General features: G+C 65.8%; 13 protein-coding genes. 5 read left to right on the top strand and 8 right to left on the bottom strand.

All coding sequences use genetic code 11. The features are described 5' to 3' along the window. Positions 1-179: 179 nt before the first annotated feature. Positions 180-1,238 (bottom strand): sigma-54-dependent Fis family transcriptional regulator, encoded by a 1,059-nt coding sequence (locus tag N436_RS15230; RefSeq protein ID WP_110741452.1) that lies wholly within the window; start codon positions 1,236-1,238, stop codon positions 180-182. A 294-nt stretch (positions 1,239-1,532) separates the two neighbouring features. Between N436_RS15230 and N436_RS15235 the strand changes: the two genes are divergently transcribed. From N436_RS15235 to N436_RS15260, 5 genes are all read left to right on the top strand, one after another. Beyond that, entirely contained in the window at positions 1,533-2,606 is a 1,074-nt protein-coding gene (locus N436_RS15235) for an ABC transporter substrate-binding protein (RefSeq protein WP_110741453.1), read from the top strand. A gap of 11 nt (positions 2,607-2,617) precedes the next feature. After that, on the top strand, positions 2,618-3,841 hold the full coding sequence (locus tag N436_RS15240; protein WP_110741454.1) for a lipase family protein: 1,224 nt from the start codon (positions 2,618-2,620) through the stop codon (positions 3,839-3,841). A gap of 12 nt (positions 3,842-3,853) precedes the next feature. Next, positions 3,854-5,053, top strand: coding sequence for an LLM class flavin-dependent oxidoreductase (locus N436_RS15245; protein WP_110741455.1), 1,200 nt, complete (start codon positions 3,854-3,856; stop codon positions 5,051-5,053). Positions 5,054-5,057: 4 nt separating this feature from the next. Beyond that, complete coding sequence (locus tag N436_RS15250; protein ID WP_110741456.1) at positions 5,058-6,611, top strand: ABC transporter substrate-binding protein; 1,554 nt, start codon at positions 5,058-5,060, stop codon at positions 6,609-6,611. A gap of 201 nt (positions 6,612-6,812) precedes the next feature. Further along, entirely contained in the window at positions 6,813-9,389 is a 2,577-nt protein-coding gene (locus tag N436_RS15260; RefSeq protein WP_110741457.1) for a TonB-dependent receptor plug domain-containing protein, read from the top strand. A gap of 81 nt (positions 9,390-9,470) precedes the next feature. On the opposite strand, the gene N436_RS15265 is transcribed toward N436_RS15260, so the two are convergent. From N436_RS15265 to N436_RS15295, 7 genes are all read right to left on the bottom strand, one after another. Continuing rightward, positions 9,471-11,249 carry an ABC transporter ATP-binding protein gene (locus N436_RS15265; RefSeq protein WP_110741458.1) on the bottom strand — a complete coding sequence of 593 codons (1,779 nt, stop codon included), beginning with the start codon at positions 11,247-11,249 and terminating at the stop codon, positions 9,471-9,473. After that, entirely contained in the window at positions 11,246-12,073 is an 828-nt protein-coding gene (locus tag N436_RS15270; RefSeq protein WP_110741459.1) for an ABC transporter permease, read from the bottom strand. Before N436_RS15270 ends, N436_RS15265 begins: the two co-directional genes overlap by 4 nt. Beyond that, on the bottom strand, positions 12,066-13,142 hold the full coding sequence (locus N436_RS15275; protein WP_105948018.1) for an ABC transporter permease: 1,077 nt from the start codon (positions 13,140-13,142) through the stop codon (positions 12,066-12,068). Before N436_RS15275 ends, N436_RS15270 begins: the two co-directional genes overlap by 8 nt. After that, positions 13,135-14,709 carry an ABC transporter substrate-binding protein gene (locus N436_RS15280; protein WP_110741460.1) on the bottom strand — a complete coding sequence of 525 codons (1,575 nt, stop codon included), beginning with the start codon at positions 14,707-14,709 and terminating at the stop codon, positions 13,135-13,137. The genes N436_RS15275 and N436_RS15280 overlap by 8 nt, the downstream gene beginning before the upstream one ends. 10 nt (positions 14,710-14,719) lie before the next feature. Next, positions 14,720-15,907 carry an LLM class flavin-dependent oxidoreductase gene (locus N436_RS15285; RefSeq protein ID WP_110741461.1) on the bottom strand — a complete coding sequence of 396 codons (1,188 nt, stop codon included), beginning with the start codon at positions 15,905-15,907 and terminating at the stop codon, positions 14,720-14,722. 166 nt (positions 15,908-16,073) lie between these two features. Beyond that, a complete protein-coding gene (locus N436_RS15290) occupies positions 16,074-16,805 on the bottom strand; it encodes a class II aldolase/adducin family protein (RefSeq protein ID WP_105948015.1) in 732 nt (243 codons plus the stop codon). An 18-nt stretch (positions 16,806-16,823) separates the two neighbouring features. Further along, a complete protein-coding gene (locus N436_RS15295; RefSeq protein WP_110741462.1) occupies positions 16,824-17,885 on the bottom strand; it encodes an ABC transporter substrate-binding protein in 1,062 nt (353 codons plus the stop codon). Between the last annotated feature and the right edge of the window lie 59 nt (positions 17,886-17,944).

Consider the following 17,944-nt stretch of genomic DNA (forward strand, 5'->3'; position numbering starts at 1 on the left):
AGAAGATCAACAGCCAGGTGCGGTTTATCAAGTAACCGGGCCCACTTGGGGGCCGCTGTGCGGCCCATCGCCGGCAAGCCAGCTCCCACACCGACCGCATGAGCCTCAAGGCCTGTGCAGTACCTGTGGGAGCCTGGCTTGCCGGCGATGGGCTGCAGAGCAGCCCCAATACAGGCAACTCACGCCTTCGACAATTCGCCTATCTTCTCCAGCCGCGCCCGCACGATATTGCGGCTGATGTTCAGCAACCGCCCCGTCTGCAACTGGTTACCGTGGCAATAGCGGTACGCCGCCCTGAACACTGTCTCCTCGATATGCTCATACAGGTTTGGCACATTCTGCTCGAACAGCGCCAGCAACGCGCTTTCCAGGTCGGGCGGGGCCGCACTCGCTGCCGGCAAGTAGGCCTGTGGCGCAGGCGCCGCTACCTGTGGCCGCATATCGACCAGGTGCAAGTCTGCTGGCGCCACCACCTGATACCGGCACACCAGCAACGCATGGTGAATGGCGTTCTCCAGCTCGCGAATGTTGCCCGGCCAGCTATGCGCCAGCAGTTTGCGTTCGGCATCCGGGCTGAGCGAGGCGCGCTCGTAACCCAAGCGCCGGCAATGCTCTTCGATGAAAAACTCCGCCAACGGCAGGATGTCCCCCGGCCGCTCGCGCAGCGGCGGCAGCCGGATGGTTGCGACGTGCAGGCGGTAGAACAGGTCCTCGCGGAAATGCCCCGCCACCACCGCATCGGCCAGGTTGACGTTGGTTGCCGCCACCAGCCGCACGTTGATCGGGATCGGCGTGCGTGAGCCCAGGCGCACCACTTCACGCTCCTGCAGCACCCGCAGCAACTTCACCTGCATGTTCAGCGGCAGGTCACCGATTTCGTCGAGAAACAGCGTGCCGCCATTGGCCGCCTCGAACCAGCCGGCCTTGTTGCTGGTGGCACCGGTAAACGCGCCTTTCTCGTGGCCGAACAGCTCGCTCTCCACCAGGGTTTCGGCAAAAGCACCGCAGTTCACCGCCACGAAGGGCTCACGCCCACGGCGGCTGAGGTGATGGATGTGGCGGGCGACCAGCTCCTTGCCGGTGCCGGTTTCGCCGATGATCAGGGTATTGGCCTCGCTGGGCGCCAGGCGCTCGATACGGCTGAGCAGTTCCTGGGAGCGCGGGTCCTTGAACACAAGCACGGTGGCACGTACCGACTTGGTCAGCTCGCGGGCATTGGGGTGGGTGATCAGCGACATGGGGGCATTCCTGGCAGTTGACGCGCCAGCCAATAGTGCATGAAACAAATTAGATCAAAAAATTATTAATTAATATTTAGATATTCGAATTGGGAATATTCAATATTTCAACAGTCAACTGCTGCTACAGCAGCAACCCGCCAGCACTCCCCTGCACGCCGTTCAGCAAGCCAACCCCTGCCCGTTTCAGCATCACTTGACCCAAAGCCCCGTCAACCGTGGCCTGCAGGCCATTTTCAAATGGCTGGCATGCATTTCGCTCCAGGCCTGTCAAACCCTTGCCTGGAGCCGCACATGAACAACCCCTGGCGTCATGCCCTTACCCTGCTGCTTGGCCTGTTCATCAGCCTGGCTGCCCTGGCAGCGGAACCACCGGCGGCAGTGCGCATTGCCATTGTCGCCTTCACTCAAGGCGGTGCGCCGGTGTTCGGCGGTATCCCCGGTCGGGTGATCGAGGAAGGCTGGCTGGAACAGCAACTGGCCGCTCGCGGCGTGAAACTGCAATGGACCGCCCTGCCCCATGCCGGCGCCGGGCCGCAGATCAACGAAGGCTTCAGCAACGACAGCCTGGACTTCGCCGTGCGCGGCGACCTGCCCTCGGTGATCGCCGGTGCCGGTCAGGTGCCGGGCAAACTGGTAGTGCCCGGCGGCAGCGGCAACAACATCTACCTGGTGGTGCCAAGCACTTCCACGGTCCGCAGCATCCAGGACCTCAAGGGCAAACGCCTGGCCCTGCACCGTGGCCGGCCTTGGGAGTTCGCCTTCAGCAACTTCCTGCAAAGCCAAGGCCTGCAACTGAGCGACTTCAAGATCGCCAACCTCAACCCGCAGGTCGGTGCCGCTGCGGTGTCCGCCGGCAAAGTGGACGCCGCCGTGCTGCTCAACGAAGCCTATGCCCTGGAAGACAAAGGCGTGGCACGCATCCTCTGGTCGACCAAGCAAGGCGCCAACGACTGGCGGCTGGTGTCGGACCTGTGGGGCACCGACCGCTTCGTTCAAGAGCACGCCGACCTGACGCAGCTGGTGGCCACCGCCTGGGTGCGGGCGGCCTGGTGGATTTCCCAGGAGCAGAACCGCGACGCGTACTACGCGCTGTCATCGCGTGCGGGCGTCAGCGAAAGCGTATTGCGCCGTGACGACCAGGACGACCCGGTGGCGTGGAAAGCGCGCTGGGCACCGAAAAGCGACGCCCAGCTCAAGGCCCACTACGACGCGCTGGGCCAGTACGCCCTGGCCAACCGCCTGATCCGCGCGCCCTACGATATCACCCACGACCTGGCCACGGGTTTCACCCGCCAGGCCCTGATCGACCTGCAACTGACCCACTACTGGCCGTCATCAGACGCTCAACTTAGCCAACAACCTTGAGACCCTGACTCATGAAACTGCCTGCATCCCTCATCTTCGGCCTCAGCGCCCTGGCCTTGTCCATCGGCGCCATGGCTGCCGAAACCTACGCACCCAAGCCGGACCCGCAACAGGGCGATGGCCGCGTGTCAGCCTTCTACACCTGGACCAAGGCCATCCCCGCCACGCCCGGCAAACTGTTGCGCAGCGAACCGCTGGAACAGGCCTTGAGCCTGCCCAGCGCGGCCAGCGCACAACGCATCCTCTACACCTCGCTGGACGGCATCGACGGCAAAACGCCGGTGGTGGTGTCCGGCGCGCTGTTCATCCCCAAAGGCAAGGCGCCAGCAGGTGGCTGGCCGGTCGCCAGCTGGGGCCATGGCACCGTCGGCGTGGCCGATATCTGCGCGCCGTCCTGGGCCGGGCGCAGCTACCGCGACGTGCAATACCTCAACCGCTGGCTCGAAGAAGGCTACGCCATCGTGGCCACCGACTACCAAGGCCTGGGCGTACCCGGTGGCCACCCGCTGCTGAACAACCGCATGGCCGCCTACGGCATTCTCGATGCAGCCAAGGCCGTGGTGGCCGGCGTACCGGGGCTGGCCGACAAGGTGCTGATCATCGGCCAGTCCCAGGGCGGTGCCGGGGCGTTTGCCGCTGGCGCTTACGCGGCCACCTATGCGCCCAAACTGGGGGTCAAGGGCAGCATCGGCACTGGCGTGATTTATACCATCGGCGCGAAAAATGTCGGTGAGCAAGACCAGGACAAAGTCGACCCGGCCTTGGCCTATGGTTTCTACACCCTGCTCGCGGCTCAGCAATACGACCCGAGCATCGACCCACGCGACTTCTACACCGACAAAGCCCTGCCGTTGTTCGAACAGGCACGTACCAGCTGCCTGTCATCGCTGGTCAGCGACGTGGTCGGCACCGGCCTGACCCCGGCCAATGCCAAGAAAGACTACAAGGGCGACAAGCTCAAACCATGGCTGGCGCAGGTGTCGTACCCGACCCTGAAGCTGGCCCAGCCAATCTTCATCGGCACCGGCGCCGAAGACAAGACCCCCGCCGCCGCCACCCAGGTGGCGCTGATGCAGGACGCCTGCAAGGCCGGCTCCGTGGTGCAGGGCCACTTGTACAAGGGCCTGGGCCACAGCGAGACGGTGAATGCCTCGCTGAAGGACTCGATCCCCTTCGCCCGCCAGGTCATCAGCGGCCAGCCGGTCACCCCCATTTGCAGCCCAAGCGTCCAGTAAGGAGGCCACCCCATGAGCATCGAATTCTTCACCCGCCTGCCGTTGCACGGCGAAACCCAGTTCCTGCCCGGCGACCCGCGCAACCGTGGCGACTGGCATGCGGGCGGGGCTAGCACCGGGGCGGTGTCGGGTTTTGCCGTAGGTGATCACTTCACCTATATCGACTACCTCGGCCAGATCGCCCGCGCGGCGGAAATCAACGGCTTCGGCGGTGCGCTGATGGTCAACGCGCCGACCGGCGAAGAACCGTGGACGGTGTGCTCGCTACTGGCCCGGGAAACCCGCACGCTGAAGTTCGTCACCGCGTTCCAGCCCTACCATTACACCCCGTGGGTGGCCGTGCAGCAGGCCGCGACCTACCAGCGCGCCACCGGCAACCGCCTGGTGTGGAACATCATCAACGGCGGCTCGGATGCCATCCAGCGTCAGGTCGGCGACTTCGAGGGCCATGACGAACGCTACGCTCGCGCCACCGAATTCATGGACGTGGTGCGCGGCTATTGGCACAACGAGCAGTTCCACTACGAAGGCACCTATTACCGTGCCGAAGGCGGCGGCCTTCGCGGCCCACTGAAAAAGGCCGAACTGCCGCTGATCTGCACGGCCGGCTCGTCGGTGGCTGCGCGGGAATTTGCTGCCAAGCACGCCGACTTCTACCTGATGCGCGCCGAACACCCGGACGAGATCGCTGCGCTGATCGCCGACATTCGCGCCCGCGCGTTGAAGTGGGGGCGCACCGATATCCGTTTTGGCCTGTCCATCGACGTGATCACCCGCGACACTGAAGCGGCAGCGCTGGCCGAGGCCAAACGCTTCTTCGACGAAGGCGTGGCCAAAGGCACGGTCAAGGCCCGCGCGGCTCACGCTGGCCTGCGCACGGCACGCAAGCTGAGCTACGAACATGGCTACAACGACAAGGACGAGCAACAGGCCTTCGACGACTTCTTCATCCACCCCAATGTGTGGACCGGCTTCGGCTACATCGGTATCCCGCCGGGCTGCGCGCTGGTAGGCAGCTACGCCAACGTGGTAGCGCGCATCCACGAGTACCACGGCATCGGCATCGACCTGTTCTTCCTGGCCGGCTACCCGCACCTGGAAGAGGCCTACCGCATCGGCGAGCACATCCTGCCGCACTTCCGTGCGCAGCGCGCAGCCCTTGCCCGCCCGGCAACCGAACCCGTGCAACTGCACGCCAGCAACGGAGCCTGACGCCATGGCCAGGGACGGTTACCCACTGAGCCGGCGCAGCTTCCTTGGCCACGCCGGCGTGCTGGCCGGCGGTTTGCTGGCCGGCTGCGGCCCCGCCGACAGCCCGAGCCATGCCGTGGCCGACCAGCCGCGCCATGGCGGGCGGCTGCGTTTAGGCATCATCGACGGCAACCAGAGCGGCAACCTCGACGCCCACAAGCCCATCGGCAGCGGCATCGTGCGTGGCTTTGCGCTGTACAGCAAGCTGTGGGAATGGGACGAGCAGATGCAGCCGCGCCTGGCCCTGGCCGAGTTCGCCGAACCCAACGCTGATGCCAGCAGCTGGACCCTGCGCCTCAAACCCGGGCTGGAGTTCCACCATGGCAAGACCATCGACGCCGATGACCTGATCTTCTCCATCCGCCGCCTCACCGACCCGCAGCTGGCCTCGCCCTACGCGGCGCTGCTGCACTGGGTGGACCGCGACAACCTGGTCAAGCTTGACGAGCGCACCGTACGCCTGAGCTTTCGCGAGGGCCGCAGCTACCTGCCGCTGCCGGAGACCTGGGTCAACTTCGGCGGCATCGTGCCGGTGGACTACCACCCGGTCACCAACCCGGTCGGCGCCGGGCCTTACAAACTGAAAAGCTTCACCCCGGGCCAGCGCTCGCTGTTCACCCGCTTCGACAACTACTACAAACCCGGCAAGCCCTACGCCGATGAACTGGAGATCATCGACTTCAAGGACCAGACCGGCCGCCTGGCGGCACTGCGCGCCGGGCAGATCGACATGGCCAACGTGATGTCCACCGAGCACCTGCAGGTGCTGCAGGCCGACCCACGGTTGCGCCTGCTGAAGTCGGTGAGCGGCAACTGGCTGTCGTTCGACATGAACACCGCCAAGGCCCCGTTCGATGACCCGCGTGTGCGCGAGGCGTTCCGCCTGCTGGCCGACCGTGACGAGCTGGTGCGCCGTGCGCTGAATGGCCAGGGCCGGGTGGCCAATGACCTGTATGCACCGTTCGACCCCACCTTCGACCACAGCATTGGCCCACGCCCCTATGATCCGCAGCGCGCAGCGCAGTTGCTGCATGAAGCCGGCCACGAGCAGTTGCAGGTGGAGCTGGTGACCACGGCCGGGCCGGGGCTGGCTTCGGCACTGGTGCTGGCCGAGCAGGCCCGGCGCATCGGCGTGGCGATCAACGTGCGCCAGGTTGACCTGGCTACCTTCCAGGGCCCGCAGCGGGATGACTGGACCCTGAGCACCGGTGGCAGCATCGGCGCCCCGTTCCTGGCCAGCGCGATTCATACCGACGCGCCGTTTGCCGTAGCCAACAAGACCCACTTCAACGACCCCGAATTCAGCCAGGCTTTTCTCGCCGCCATGGCCCAACCGGACCTGGAAAAGCGCAAGGCGCTGGTGCACCGGGCGCAACGCATCCAGTACGAGCGTGGCGGCATGCTGATCTGGGGCTTTGCCGACCTGCTCGACAGCGTCAGCACCCGCGTGGGTGGCGCGCAGGCAGAGCAGTCGCTGTTCAGTACCTGGCGGTTCGAGAGTTTGTGGCTCAAAACCTGATCTCTGGGCCGGCATCGTTCTCTGTGGGAGCGGGCGCGCCCGCGAACCAGGGCAAAGCCCTGGCCATGCACCGCGGTGGATTCTTCGCGGGCATGCCCGCTCCCACAGGAACCGCGTCAGCGCCCCGCATCAACCTATAACCGCAGGCGCGGCTGCGCCCTCGTTTTTCCCCTATTCCTACTGTCGAACGAGGCCCAGCCAATGCCCCGCGTTACCTTGCTGCACCCAAAATTCCAGCCCAGCGCCCTGGCGCTGGCCATCCTGGCCACCAGTACGTCATTGGCCCACGCCGAAGATACCCAGCTGCAAACCGTCACCGTGCAGGCCGAGCAGACCGACGACGACGCCCTGCCCACTCGCCCGCCCGCCTCGATCTATGGCGGCCTGGAAGCCAAGGTGCTCGACACCCCGCGCTCGGTCACCCAGATCAACGCCGAACAGCTGGCCAACGACCCCATCCGCAGTTCCGACGACCTGGTCAAATACGCCCCCGGCATCACCCGAGGCGGTGGCCAGAACGCCGGGATCGCCCCGCAAATGCGCGGGCAGAACACCGAGGTGTTCCAGGACGGCCAGCGCGCCTACGGGGTTCGCCACCCCGCCAACTTCAACGCCTACGAAGGCGCCGATATCGTCGCCGGGCCGTCGTCGGTGACCTATGGATCGGTCAGCGGCAGTGGCGGCTACGTCAACTACCTCAGCAAGAAACCCGACTTCAACCGATTCCGCACCAAGCTCAGCGGCGAGATCGGCAGCTGGATCCCCGATGGCGAATCACGCGATGCCACCAAGTTCAGCATCGACAACACCGGCCCGCTCACGGACAACCTGGCCTACCGAGTCAGCATCACCCGCCAGCGCCAGGAAGACTTCTACGACAACGTCGAGAACAACTTCGACGCCTTCTACGGCGCGTTGGCCTGGCGCAACGACAACGTGCGGGTGGACTGGAATGCCGCCTACGACGACTACTACGACTACAACATCACCCACGGCTGGAACCGCGCCACCCAGGACCTGGTCGACCACGGCAAGTACTACGCCGGCCGTGCCACGCCGATCATCCAGAACGGCAACACCCTGTGGTCGCCGGTGCTGTCCTCGGGCGCTGCCGACGCCCAGGTGCTCGGCTGGGTGCAACGCCAGCGCAATGCCCAGGGCCAGTACGCAGTGGTGGACGGCAGCTTTCAGGGCGCCTCGCCCAATACCCAGGCCAACCCCGGCAGCCTGCGCGGTTGGGTCTACGACCCATCGTTGGCAGGCAATGGCCTGACCTCGTTGTCGTCACAAACCGGCCAGCGTGCACAGGATGAAAACCGCTCACGGCGCTTTACCACGCAACTGCGCGTCGAAGGTGAGCTGACCCCGTCGATCACCCTGGCCAACAGCACCTTTTACCAGCACTCCACCGACACAACCGACGCCGTGGGTGCGTTTCAGGTGCAAGGCAAGGACGATATCTTCGACAACCGCTTCGAGTTCCGCGCCCGTGGCCAGTGGCAGCTGGGCGACCTGACACTGGTCGATGACAGCAACAGCGGGCTGATCTATCGCCGCGAGCGCAACGAGTCGATCGCCGCCAACAACAGCTTCGGCAGCACCATCAACGCCTATGACCTGACCCTCGACCCCACCTTTAAAAACCCCGGTGACCTGCTCGGGCTCACCGGCCGCAACCCCGCAGGCGGCAACGCTGCGTGGATCGGCCAACCCGGCGTGCCGCAGTTCTCCAGCTACTACGGCTGGCTCAACCTGCCGGCCATGTACCCGGCCGGGCATGGCCTGTATGCCGAATCGGTGGCGCCGTACACCGCCGACAGCACCTGGACCACCAAGACCCTGTTCAGCCAGCACAACCTGCGCCTGGGCGAGCGTGTGGGCCTGAACGTGGGCGCCAGCCGCAGCTGGATCGATGCCCGTATCGAAAACCCCTTTGTGCTGCCCGGCGGCAACCCACGCAAGGACTCGGACAACTACCGGCTGTTCTCGGTGCAGGTCAGCCCCTATGTCAAACCCACAGAAAACAGCACGCTGTACTACACCTTCGATCGCTCGCTGGCGGTGAACACCGGCTTCTTCACCAACGGCCTGGGCTGGGGCAGCGGCACGGTGGCCAACCAGCTCAACCCGCTGGCCTTCGAGAGCCTGAGCGTGTTGCATGAGGTGGGTTTGAAAGTGGAGGCCGTGCCCGACCAGCTGTTCCTCACCCTCGCTGCCTACAAGCAGGCCCGCGACCAGTCGCCAGACAGCAACAACAACATCGCCCGGTTGATCGTCAAAGGCTGGGAGGCAACGCTGCGCTACCAGGACCAGAACCTGCGCAGTGGCCTTAACCTCAGCCGCATCAGCGCCTACAACGAGTTCACCAGCCAGGCCGGGTTCGCCTCGGCCGGGTTCGTCCCCGACAACGGCACGGTATTCGGCGACAACAACAGCCTCAACCAGCGGCCATCCGGCAAGTTCGATGCGGTGCAGATCCCCGAATACAACGCAGGCGGCTATGTCGACTACCGCTTCGATTCAGGGTTTGGCGTGGAGCTGTCGGGGTGGTGGACCAGCAGCTGGTACCTGAACCTGAGCAAGACGGTGAAAGTGCCGGACGAATACAACCTTGACCTCGCCGTTTACTACCGCCAGCCGCAATGGGGCGTAACCGTGCGCATGCTCAACGTCACCGACGAGCTGAATTTCGTCAGCGGCCTGGCCGGGTCGACCAACACCTTCCTGCAGCCGATGCCGGGGCGGACCTTGTTGGCGCAGGTGGATTATCAGTTTTAGAGGTTTGTTGTCTGGGAGATCGAGCGCCGCGCGGGCGGCGCTCGATCTCACAGGCGCCAAACTTCTTCAGACAAACCAACATCAAAACCGGGCAAGGCTCGGCGAGTGAGCCACCAGGTTGCGGGTATAGGCGTCCGCCGGCCGCTCCAGCACCTGCCCGGCACTGCCCTGCTCCACCACCCGCCCCTGGCGCAACACCAGCACGCGGTCGGCTATCGCCCGCACCACGCCCAGGTCATGGGTCACGAACAGCAACGTCAGCCCCTCGCCCTGCAAGCGCCGCAGCAAGGCCAGGATCGAGGCCTGCACCGACACATCCAGCGCCGAGGTGATCTCGTCACACACCAGCAACTTCGGCTCGCAGATCAACGCCCGGGCAATCGCCACGCGCTGACGCTCGCCGCCGGAAAGCCCCTGCGGGTAAAGGTCCGCCACGCGCGCCGGCAATGACACCCGCGACAACACGGCCTCGACCCGCTGCCGAGCCTCGGCACCCCGCACGCCAAAAAAGTGCGCCAGGGGCGCACTCAAGGTTTGCCCAACTGTCTGGCGCGGATTCAATGCCCGATAGGGGTTCTGGAACACATACTGAACCTGGTGCCGCAACCGTGCATCACGCTGCCGGGCAGCAAAAGCCAAGGGTTGCCCGGCATAGTGCATTTGCCCCTGCACGTTCTCGCCCAGCCCGGCAATGGCCCGGGCCAGGCTGGTCTTGCCCGAGCCGGACTCACCGACCAATGCCAGGCATTCACCCTGGCGCACCTGCAGCGACACATCGAACAGCACCTGGCGGTCATAGGCGACATCCAGGCCCTGCACCTCCAGCAGCACGTCGCCGGGGGCGGCCAGCGCTTCGACCTGCACCTCACCCACGGCCGCATGTGCGTGCGCTGGCACCAGGCACGCCACCTGATGGCTGTCTGCATGCGCCAGTAGCGACGGCGTGATCACTGAACACTCGGCACGGCGCCGGCCGCAGCGCGGCGCAAATGCACAGCCATCCGGGCGCTGCCCGGGTGCCGGCGCATGCCCGGCAATCGCCTGCAACGGCTGGCGCCGGGCTATGTCGGGAATGGCGGCGAGCAAGGCGCGAGTGTAGGGGTGCGCTGCCGTGCGGAACAGCACCTCGCGCCCGGCCACTTCCACCAGCCGCCCGGCGTACATCACCATCACCCGGTCGACCAGGTCACGCACCACTGCCAGGTCATGGGTCACGTACAGTGCCGCCACGCCCTGGCCACGGCACAGACGCTTGAGGGTTTGCAGCACATGGGCCTGGGTGGTCACGTCCAGCGCGGTGGTGGGCTCATCAAGCACGATCAGCTTCGGTTTCAAGACGAACGCAAGGGCCAGCATGACCCGCTGTTGCTGCCCGCCAGACAGTTGATGCGGGAAACGCCGCAGGAAGGCGTCCTCATCGGGCAAGCCCACATCCCGCAACGTTTCGCCGACACGCAAGCGCACGGCATCACGCGACAGTGCAGGCTGATGCGCCAGCAGGGTTTCACCCAGCAAGGCACCGATGCGCAGCGCGGAGTTAAGCGCCGTGGCCGGGTCCTGGGCCACGTAACCGACCAACCCGCCACGGGCCAGGCGCAACGCCTCGCCTTCCAGTTCGAGCAGCGATTGCCCGGCCACCACTACTTGCCCACCCACAATGCGCGCACCCTGCCGGGCATGGCGCAACAAGGCGGTGGCCAACGTGGTCTTGCCCGAGCCGGACTCGCCCACCAGGCCAACGATTTCCCCAGCCGCCAGGCTGAAAGAAACTTCGGCCAGCACATCGACCTGCCCGGCCAGTTCTACCCGCAGGTCACTGACCCGCAACACTTCACTCGCAACATTCAACGGCGCGTTCATGGCTGCTTCTCCCCGATCCGTGCACTGGCCCGGCCAATGCCTTCGGCCAGGATGTTGGTGCCATAGGCAAACACCCCGATGAGCAAGGCAGGTGCCAGTACGGCCCAGGGCTGTACCAGCAGGCCTGCCTGGTTTTCGTTGATCATCAGGCCCCAGTCCGCAGCAGGCGGCGCCACCCCGTAGCCCAGGAAACTCAGGCCCGACAGCATGCCCACCGCCCAGGTGAGCATGTTGCCGAAGTGCACCAACAGCGGCGTGAGGATGTTCGGCAGGATTTCCTGAAAGAGGATGCGCCAACGCGGATAACCCATCATCTGCGCCGCCTCGACAAACTCCTGCCCCGCCACCGCCACCGCGCTGCCACGGGCAAGGCGGATGACGCCGGGGGTGAAGGCGATGGCCACGGTCAGCACGATCAGCCACGGCGCCCGGCCGAGCATGGACACGATCAGCAGCACCAGGATCAGGTCCGGGAACGCCAGCGACACGTCGGCCGCCCAGCTGATGGCCTGGTCCAGGCGCCTGCGCGAGAACCCGGCCAACAGGCCCAGGCTACCGCCGACCAGTAACGCGAGGGTGGCCGCCGCCACCGACATCCACAACACCGACAGGCCGCCACTGAGCAACCGCGACAACAGGTCATGGCCCAGAAAATCATGCCCCAGCGGCGCCCCGGCAGCTGGCGGGCCATACACCGGCCCAACCATTGCCGTGGGCGCATGCGGCGCCAGCCAAGGGCCGAGTGCTGCCAGCAGTGCTACCAGCAACGTGATCACTGCGCCGCGCCGCACTTGCGGGTCGGCCAGCCAACGCGATTCAATCATGGGTCGCCTCCTGGGCCGGGGTGCTGCGTGCGCGGCGCCACCACGGGCGGATACCACGCCGGACACGGCGGATCATCCGCACCCGGCGTGCTGTGCGCAGTTTGGGGGTGAGCAATACCGTCAGCAGGTCGGCCAGCAGGTTGATCAGCACCACCGCCAGGGTGATGACCAGCACCACGCCCTGGATCATCGGCAGGTCGCGCATCTGGATCGCCGCGTTCAGCGCGGTGCCAATGCCCGGGAAACTGAAAATGACCTCGGCCAGCAGCGCACCACCGACCAGCGTGCGCAGGGTCAGCGCCACGCCTTGAATGGCCGGGGTCAGGGCATTGGGTAACGTATGCCGCCAGACAATGCGCCGCTCGGGGATACCGCGCAGGCGCGCGGCAATCACATACTCGGACTCCAGCGCTTCGATCATCGAGGCGCGCACCATGCGTGTGAGGTACGGCAGTGCCGTCAGGCTCAGGGCCAGCACCGGCAGCACCAGCGACGGCCACTGCCGCCACAACGGCAGCTGCGGGTCGAGGATCGATACCGCCGGCAACCAGCCCATGCCGGGCATGGAGAACAGCAGCACCAGGCCGATGGCCAACAGAAAGCCCGGTGTGGCCTTGAGCAGGATCAACGCCGACAGGCTCCAGCGGTCCAGCCGGCTGTCGCGGCGCAGGGCCAGGCTCACGCCCAGCAACAGGGCCACCGGCACCACCAGCGCCAGCACCCCGGCCAATAAGGCCAGGGTGTGGCCCAAGCGGCCGAACAACAGCTGCGCCACCGGGACCTGGGAATCCAGCGATACCCCCAGGTCCCCGCGTAGCGCAGCGCCCAACCAGCGCAGGTACTGCACCAGAATCGGCTGGTCGAGGCCCAGCTGGCGCTGCAGGGTGAGGATGCTTTCCAGCGGCGCATCCGGGCCAAGGATCACCCGCGCCGGGTCCGAAGGCAGGGCCTGGGTGGCAATGAACACCACCAGGCTGATCACCCAGGCCGTCAGCAGCCCGTAACCGAGGCGACCGATGAACCAGGCCAGCCAGGCCGGTGTGCGGGGCGTGTGTCGAGTATCAGGCATTGGGGTTCAACCAGAGTTCGTCGAAGCGCCAGGAGGCAAAAGTGGTCTGTTCCGGGGTGAGGCCACCCACCTTGGCCGACGCGGCATCGAGCACGTCGGAAAAGCCCCAGATCAGCAGCCCGCCACGTTCGTGCTGGATGGCCTGGGCTTCATGCACCAAGGCCTTGCGCTGCGCCAGGTCGGGCTGGGCCAGGGCCTGTTGGTACAGCTCGGTAAAGCGCGGATCGTGGAAGTTGCTGCGGTTGTAGATGGCCTGCGGCGCATCGTTGTGCAGCGCCGAGGCAAGAAAGCCGCGCGCCGGGGTCGAGCCTGGCGACAGTTGCCATTGCTCACGTTGCGGGCCGTTGAAGACGGACCCGTCCACCTGATTGACCTTCACCTGCACCCCGGCCTTCAGCGCCTGCTGGGCAAACACCAGCGCGGCATTGACGCCGGGGCCTGGCGTGGTGGTCAGTTCGACGCGCAAGTCCTGCTGCCCGGCCTGGCGCAGCAGGGAACGGGCCTGGTCGAGGTCGTACGGGCGCTGGGCAATACCGTGGTTGTAGGTGGGGTCGTGGGGCGAATACAGGTCGTTGGCCACCCGGCCAAAGCCATTGAGCCCCCGCGCCACCAGTTCCTGGCGGTCGGCCAGCAGGCGGAACGCCTGGCGCACACGCACATCCTGGAACGGTGCCTTGGCCAGGTTCAGGTTGAAGCCGGTAAACGAGGTGGTTGGCGAGGCATACAGGCGCAGCCGTGGGTCGGCCTTGAGCAACGCACTGTGCTCGGCCTGCACGCCACTGGCCACGTCGATCTGCCCGGCGCGCAGGGCGGCGGCCCGCGATACCTGGTCTTTGAATTCGATGATTTCCAGCTCGTCCGCATAGGGGCGGTTGGGCTTGTAGTAGTTCTCAAAACGGGTGTAGAGCGAGCGCTGGCCGGGGATGAAACTTTTCAGCCGGTACGGCCCCGCGCCCACCGGGTTGGTGACCGGGTGGTAGTCGGTGGGCACGATGCCGCCGAAGCTGATCAGCGTTTCATCGAGCGGGTAAAAGCTTTGGCCCTGCTTGAAGCGGATCTCCACGGTGCGCTCATCCAGCTTGCGCAGCGCCTGGCGATCAATGGCGCCGACCAGCCCGGCGAATGGCGATGCCAGTTGCGGGTCGGTCAGCCGCAGGATCGAGAACAGCATGTCGTCGGCGGTGATGTTTTTGCCGTGATGGAACTCCAGCCCCGGCTTGAGGCGGATGGTCCAGGCGCTGGCATCGGCATTCGGCTCTGCGAACTCGGCCAGTGCCAGGCGCGTGCTGACATCGGCATTCCACTCCCAGAACTTGGCGTACAGCGCCCAACCTCGAATGATGCCACCGCCCACCGGCTTGTGCGCATCGAGGTTGCCGGCCTGGTCGCCGTCGATAATACCCACGCGCAAGCGCCCACCGCGCACCGGCGTGCCCGGCAACGCCGCACTGGTGGCTGCCGGCACGCCACTGTCGCAGCCGCTGAGCAGCCCGCCGCCGAGCAGCAGGCCGCCACCGACGGCCAGGCTGTTGCCGAGAAACACCCGGCGCGAAAACAGCTCGCTCATCACCCTCTCCTTAGGCCGGTTGCGCCACGACCGGCTTGCTCGCCGCGCCCAGGCGCGGTACGTCGAAGCCGTGGTCCAGGTCCAGCAACGGGAACAGCAGGTCGGCCACCCGGTGCGCCTCGTCGATCAGCGGGAAGCCCGACAGGATGAACGCCGACGTGCCCTGGGCTTCGTACTCGCGGATGCGCTCGGCGACCTGCGCGGCGCTGCCGACCAGGTAAGTGCCGGCAGCCGGGCCGAGAATGTTGAAGCCGAACAGGCTGGGGCCCAGCCAGACGTTGGGGTAGATCTCCAGCTCGCGGGCCGTGGGCAGGCGCCCGGCGCGGATGCTGTCGAGGTTGCGCTGAATGCGCGGGTCGTCGCTGACATAGCTGTCGAAGGTCTGGCCGGGAGGCAACTGGCGTTCGATGGCCGCGCGCGCGGTGGCCAGCGAAGTGCGTTGCAACAGGCGCTCGGCGTGGGCCCAGGCTTCTTCCTCGGTCTCGCGCACGATCACCTGCAGGCGGGTGCCGTAGGTCAGCTCGCGGCCGATCTTCGCCGCCTCGGCGCCTACCCGGCGGAACTTGTCGCCCAGCTTTTGCGGGGTGTCGGCGAAGCTCAGGTACACATCCAGCAATTGCACCGAATGGGCTACGCCCGGTGCCGAGGTGCCTGCGCCCCACAACGGTACGCCGGGCTTTTGCTTCGGTGGGTGCCAACCGCCCAGCGGGTGATGGGCAGCCGCTGGCGAACGGGGTGAAAGCTTGACGTAGCGGCCGTCGTAGCCGGCAGTTTCGCCTGCGTAAAAGCTTTGGAAAGCGCGCCAATATTCCAGGCTGAAGTCGTAGCGTTCATCGTGCGGGTAATGCACGCCCAGGGTGGCTAACCCTGCGTCGTTGCCGTTGACCACATTGAACAGCAGGCGGCCGTTGGAGAACTGGTCGAAGGTGAGCGCCCACTTGGCCAGCACTGCTGGCGACAGCTCGCCGGGGTGCTGGGCGACCAGGAAGCGCAGGCGCTTGGTGGCGTCGATCAGCGCTGCCGACACGGCCAGGCTTTCGTTAGGGCTGGAGCCGAGCAGCGAGCCGTAGAAGCCCAGGCGGTCGGCGGCGATGGCCAGTTGCTTGAGGTGCTCGAAATCGGTGTGCCAGCGGCCTTCGGGCTCCCAGGGATAGGGGCCGTCGGGGGTGGTGAGGTACCAGAGGATTTTTACTGCCATGTAAGTGTTCCTTGTATCAGATGAGATGTTTGCCTACCGACCCTTGGGGCTGCTGCGCAGCCCTTTCCCGACACAAGGCCGCTCCCACATTGATCGACGTACGCAGGACGTTTGTGGGAGCGGCCTTGTGTCGCGAAAGGGGCGCACAGCGCCCCCAGCGATCTGATCAGTTACGCCGATCGATGCCAGGCACCAGGCCCAATTCGGTGGCACGGTCGTACAACCCGCTCATCTTCCACTGCTGGGTCAGCACCCCCGGCCCGTAAGGCCGCGATCCACCCAGCGCATCCGCCAACAGCTGAATCTGCGCCCCCTCCTCCAGCAACAGGATGAACTCCGCCGTGGCCCGCAGCCCCTGCTTGCCCCACACCGTGGAGCCGCCGTTGGCTTCCAGGATCGCCAGGTTGAACGGGTTCTCGGCAATTTTGTCGAGGATGAAATCCACCTCGGCCTGACGCCGGTCGATGTACACCGGCAGCTCGCGGGCCAGCTGGTAGCGCTGCACCGGCACGTAGTGGAACGGCAAGGTGCGATGGGTTTGCGCCCAGGCACCCAGGTACGGGCTGTGCACGTGTGACACGGTGGTGACATCGGCATGGGTCTGGAACAGCTTGGTGTAACGGCCCAGGCCACCTTTGCCCTTGCCGACGATGACGTTGCCGGAAAAATCAGTGACGGTCGCCTGCAAGGGCTTGCGGTGGTTCCATGGCCCGCCGTAGTTCACCGATACCAGCAGCTCTTCACCGGGCACGCGCTCGATGAAGCCGACGGTGCCATTGGCGGTGATGGTGTTGGTTTCGCGGAATACGCTGAAGGCCGCTTCGGCTTCGGCCACCACTTGGTCGATGAAGGCTTGCAGTTCGGCAGTGACGGGGCGTTCGTTGATCAGTACGGTCATGTTCAATCTCCAGTCAGGTCAGGCGCGGCGCTGGGCCAGCAGTTCATGGGCAGCTTGCAGAGGCCGCGGGTCGACCCAGTCGGCGATGTCGAAATCGGCTTCGAGGAAGCCGTGCAGGTACAGAAAATCCTTTTGCGTGCCGAGGAAGGCCAGGCGTTGCGCGGACAGGTCCGGGGCCAGGGTGGTGTGGAAGTCGCCGCGATAGGCCTCGGCTACGCCCTGGCTGCCGGCGCGGGTTTCTTCTTCGAGGATGCTGTTGAGCGCGGCGCGGTTGCAGGCTGCCCACTCGGCGGCACGCAGCGTTTGTGCAAGGAAACGCACCACCAGGTCGAAATGGTTGTCGAGCAGGCGCTGGTGCACGGTGATTGGCCGCGGCGTGCCATTGTTGATGCGGTGGCGCGGGTCGGCCAGCAGGTCGAGGTCGACGCCGACCACCAGCCCCAGCCGGCGCGCGGCATCGGCAGCGGCCGCGCCCTTCACGTACACCGCATCGACTTCACCGCGTGCCAGGTATTCAAGCCCCGACCACAGCCGTTGCAGGCCCAGTTGCGGGGTGGCAGCACCGGCCTGGTCGAGCAGCGCTACCTCTACCAGTTGCACGTCATCCAGGTGCAAGCCTGCCGAAGCCAGGGCGCCTTTGTAGCCGTGCAGGCTCATGGCCCGGGCAATGCTGCCAGGCCGGGTATCGCCCCAGGCCGGCAGCGCCAGGCGCTTGCCACGCAGGTCGGCGGGGCTGCGAATGCCGGAATCCGGGCGGACCAGAATGGTCTGCCATTCCTCGATCCAGGTCAGGCCGATCAACCGGCTGGGCGAGCCGGCCGCACGGGCGGCCAGCGCCGGCACGTTGCCGCCTTCTCGAAACAGCCCGGGCAGCTGATGATCGTAATGGTGATGGCCAAGCTGGCGGGCCTCCTGCAGGGTCGAGACTGGCAGGCCGTCGGCAGCGAACTCCTGCTCCAGCCAGCCGAGCTTGTAAGCGATGCCTGAGGCAGTGGGCACGGGGCAGCGGGTGAACCAGATACGCGCCAGGGCGGACGGGTCGTCTGCCAGGCGTTTTGCGATGGGGGTTGCGAGGGTCATGAGGGGGCTCCTTGGGCGTCGTGGAGGCAGCATTGCAGTGTGCGTGCCAACCGCTGGAG

Origin of the sequence: Pseudomonas sp. RV120224-01b (assembly GCF_003208145.1) — a bacterium.
Lineage (GTDB): Bacteria > Pseudomonadota > Gammaproteobacteria > Pseudomonadales > Pseudomonadaceae > Aquipseudomonas > Aquipseudomonas monteilii.